A 3,954-nucleotide genomic window follows, 5' to 3' on the forward strand; every position below is an offset into this window, starting at 1 on the left:
GCAGCTCTCAGTTGACTATCAGCAGCAATGAACTGTGATGAACGCTCTACCAGCGCTCCTTGCAATCGCTCACTGAATAACGACAACGACAGTACCGCAGCAACCGATAGAATAATGGCGAACAGAATGATCGTCAGTTCGCCGCGTCTGGCTTCGTGCTTAAATAGCCGCCACGCAAGATTTGTCACCATTACCGGCTCCCTTCACCTGCAGAAGCCAGAAACGGCTTAACGTTACTTTGTGAGGTAATTTCGGTGAGCTCACCCGCCTGCATCCGCAACTGTCTGTCACACTTTGTCGCCAGCGTATTGTCGTGGGTCACTAACACTAATGTGGTCCCCACTTCACGGTTTAGCTCGAATAACAGGTCTTCAATTTTTTCACTGTTGGCGGCATCCAGGTTACCGGTCGGTTCATCGGCAAACAGAATCTTTGGCTGACCAATAAAGGCGCGGGCAATCGCGACACGTTGCTGCTCGCCGCCCGACAATTGATTTGGATAATGGTGCGCGCGGTGACTTAACCCCACTTGCTCTAGAATGTCCTGGGCGCGTTTCTTGGGATCGGATAACCCGGCGATTTCCGCGGGCAGCATCACGTTTTCTATGGCAGTCAAACTCTGCACCAACATAAAGCTCTGGAATATAAACCCTACCTTGGCGCCGCGAAGTTGTGCACGCTGTTCTTCATCCATGGTGTGAAGCGGCGCGTCATCCAGGAATATCTCACCGGCACTGACTTCATCGAGCCCGGCCAGTAGACTCAGTAAGGTGGATTTACCGGAACCTGACGCCCCTACAATGGCAATCGACTCGCCCGGCTTGACTTGAAATGAAATTGGCTGAAGGATCTGTAGCGAACCTTCACTCGTAGTCACTGTCTTAGTAATGTTTTTAGTTTCAATCATACAGGAGTAATCGTTTTCGTGTTTCGAAATGCTCTCAATAGCCTGATCACGTCGTGCAAACAGGTAAGTAAGCTCGTACTAGTAATACCACTGTTGATGTATTCAGATCACCTGTTAGCGGCAGATGACCGCTCAACCGACGCTTCTGTCGGACAAACAGCAGAAATTAAATTGTTGATCCTAGGTGATAGCCTAAGTGCCGGGTATGGGTTATTGCAAGCACAAAGCTGGGTTAGTTTGTTACAAAATATCTGGCTGGACGAGAACCGCAAGGTCGAAGTGATAAATGCTGCGATTAGTGGCGAAACATCTGATGGCGGACTGGCGAGGCTTCCCCGGTTACTGGACCAACATGCCCCCACCCACGTACTTATTGAGTTAGGTGGTAATGACGGCCTGCAGGGACATAACGTCACCAAGCTTCAGGAAAACCTGTCAAAAATGATAGAACTGGTCAAAGCTGAGGGTGCCGAGGTGTATTTGCAGGATATGGAAATCCCCACCAATTACGGCCGTCGCTACAATCAGTTATTCGGTAACTCTTTTGACACGGTAGCGGCCCAACAGAATGTAACGCTGGTGCCTTTTTTCATGCAGGACATTGCCTTGAATGATGAGTTAATGCAGCGTGACGGTATTCACCCCAATGAGAAAGGACAACCCCTCATTGCGGAATTTATGCATGGTCAGTTAACTCCGCTGCTGTTTTCAAATTAGTAATAAAACAAAACAGCAGAGTGTGAATTACAGTAAAGTGCACTATAATGATTAAACTTTAACCATCCAGAATATTGGGGTTCCTATGGAAATCAGTCAGTCTTCCACAGCTCAGACCTATGCTCAGCCAGCACCGGTTAGAAACGAACAACCCGCTCCACCTGAGCCTCAGCGCCAGGCTTCATTAGAATCCAGCAGAGAACCTGCTCCGGTGCCGGAATCCAAACCCGCGCCAAGTGGCAACGTAGGGCAAAATATTGATACGTACGCCTAAACTGACTATACGCGGCTGAGTTGCAGGAAGGTTTTATCGAACTGACTTACCGGTAAGGGTTTGCTGTAGTAGTATCCTTGTGCACGGGCGCATCCCAGCCGCTGTAAATGCATTTCTTGCTCTGGCGTTTCCACCCCTTCTGCAATGACTCTTAACCCGAAGTTTGCCGCCAGGTCGATGACAGACTTAACCACGCCCCCCTGATCATCAGCCCCCAGTTTTCCGGTGAACTCACGGTCTATTTTCAATTTATCTACCGGTAGCTTGTCTAAATAAGCCAGCGACGAATACCCCGTCCCAAAGTCATCGATTGCGACCGAGAATCCGGTTTCCCGTAACGTATTCAGAATATTGCTGGCCGATTGAAAATTCTCAATAATGGCACTTTCCACAATTTCCAGCTCGATGCGCTTCGCGTCAACGTTGTGCTGCCTCGCCGTATTATGCATAGCATCGACAAGTTCGAAGTCCGATAAATCCAGGGCAGATACGTTGAACGATAAAAACAGATCGTGTCCATGAGCCTGCCAGCGTTCCACAATGGAGAAGACTTCCTTAACCAGCCATTGGGTGACAAAACGAATCGACCGGGTCTGTTCTGCGATATGAATAAAGTCAGCAGGTGTTAAGAAGCCTTTCACCGGATGATTCCAACGCAACAACGCTTCGGCCCCCACCACACATTGATTAACAATGTCGAACTGAGGCTGTAAATACAGCTCCAGTTCGCCTTCGGCCACAGCGCGTTTGAGTTCAGCCGCAATGGTTAACCGGTTGTTCGCTTCAACCAGAATATCCTGCGTATAGAAGGCGAAGTTTGCCCCACCGGTTTTCTTCGAACGATACATAGCAGCATCGGCCCGAACTAACAGGTCATCGGCGTTATTGGCGTCTTGTGGGAAACGCGCGATGCCAATAGACACCCCAACGTTGACTTCGTGGTCGCCCGACAAATAAAACGGCTTATTAAGTTCCTGGGTTAAGTTACTGGCCAGCGTAACCAATTCAGACTGATGATGATATTCCTCAATTAACAAAACAAACTCGTCGCCGCCCATTCTGGCCAGAATATCGGACTTTCTTAATCTGGATGCGAGACGTTCTGTCACTTTTGACAACAGTTCGTCACCCGCAATATGCCCCAAAGAGTCATTTACCACTTTGAATCTGTCCAAATCCAGAAATAACAACGCACAGCTGGCTTCGTGTCGTTCTGCCCGGCAAACGGCGTGATGTAAATGCAATTTAAACTGCACGCGATTGGGTAGCCCGGTCAGCGAGTCGTAGTGGGCGAGTCGCTCCAGCTTTTCTTCAGATTGCTTAATTTGTGTAATATCAGAGAACACGGCAACGTAATAGTTAACGTCATTTTGCTCTCCCCGTACAACGGAAATGCTCAATAGCTCAGGAAAAACCGTGCCGCTTTTTCGTTTATTCCAAATCTCACCGCGCCAGAATCCGTCAGTATCTAATGCCTGAAACATCTTTTTGAAGAAAGACGGCGGATGAATACCCGAAGCCAGCACGCTAGGTTTCTTCCCAATGATTTCTGTTTCACTGTAACCGGTAATAACGGAAAAAGCGGGGTTAACTGACACTATGTGTTGTTCGGCATCCGTCACTATGATGCCCTCAAGACTGTGATTAAATACGTGCTGGCTCAATTCCCAACGCGCCTGATATTCCAGCGTTTCGGTGATATCAATAATCAAAGTAAATAAGAATGGTCGCTCGGCAATGTCTACTGGCGTTGAAAACGCCTCTACGTTTTTAATGGAACCGTCAGCGAGTTGGTGCTTGCGAACAAACCGACTGGAGGCGCGCATGAAGGCTTGCTGAATATTGTCTTTTACCGTGTCATCGTCTGACTGATCAATTTGCTGCATACGCATGCTAACCAACTGCGACACGTCATAGCCATAAAATTTACCGGCGGCCTCATTGGCATCAATAATATTGCCTTGATCATCCAGAATCAGCATCACCACAGCATGTGACGAGAAAAACTGGCGAAATTTTTCTTCCGAGCGACGCAAGGCCTGGAAAGACTTGCGGA

5 protein-coding genes are annotated in these 3,954 nt (G+C 48.5%); 2 read left to right on the forward strand and 3 right to left on the reverse strand.

The window, feature by feature from the left end:
- The coding region (locus tag AC4MRN_RS19860; RefSeq protein WP_491204292.1) for a hypothetical protein at positions 1-191 on the reverse strand (191 nt) is incomplete at its 3' end.
- A complete protein-coding gene (locus AC4MRN_RS19865; RefSeq protein ID WP_488801919.1) occupies positions 191-907 on the reverse strand; it encodes an ABC transporter ATP-binding protein in 717 nt (238 codons plus the stop codon). The genes AC4MRN_RS19860 and AC4MRN_RS19865, both read right to left, overlap by 1 nt.
- A gap of 18 nt (positions 908-925) precedes the next feature.
- Between AC4MRN_RS19865 and AC4MRN_RS19870 the strand changes: the two genes are divergently transcribed.
- Complete coding sequence (locus AC4MRN_RS19870; protein WP_073322583.1) at positions 926-1,624, forward strand: arylesterase; 699 nt, start codon at positions 926-928, stop codon at positions 1,622-1,624.
- An 85-nt stretch (positions 1,625-1,709) separates the two neighbouring features.
- The gene (locus AC4MRN_RS19875; protein WP_073322585.1) at positions 1,710-1,898 is read left to right on the forward strand and encodes a hypothetical protein; all 189 of its coding nucleotides are present in this window, start codon (positions 1,710-1,712) and stop codon (positions 1,896-1,898) included.
- Positions 1,899-1,903: 5 nt separating this feature from the next.
- On the opposite strand, the gene AC4MRN_RS19880 is transcribed toward AC4MRN_RS19875, so the two are convergent.
- Positions 1,904-3,954, reverse strand: a 2,051-nt coding sequence (locus AC4MRN_RS19880) for a sensor domain-containing protein (protein ID WP_491204293.1), incomplete at its 5' end; no start/stop codon positions are given.

The organism is Marisediminitalea sp. (genome assembly GCF_984433645.1).

Bases quoted from the DNA above. Each gene is read 5' to 3' on its own strand.
- AC4MRN_RS19875 (WP_073322585.1), top strand. From the start codon at position 1,710: ATGGAAATCAGTCAGTCTTCCACAGCTCAGACCTATGCTCAGCCAGCA.
- AC4MRN_RS19865 (WP_488801919.1), bottom strand. From the start codon at position 907: ATGATTGAAACTAAAAACATTACTAAGACAGTGACTACGAGTGAAGGT.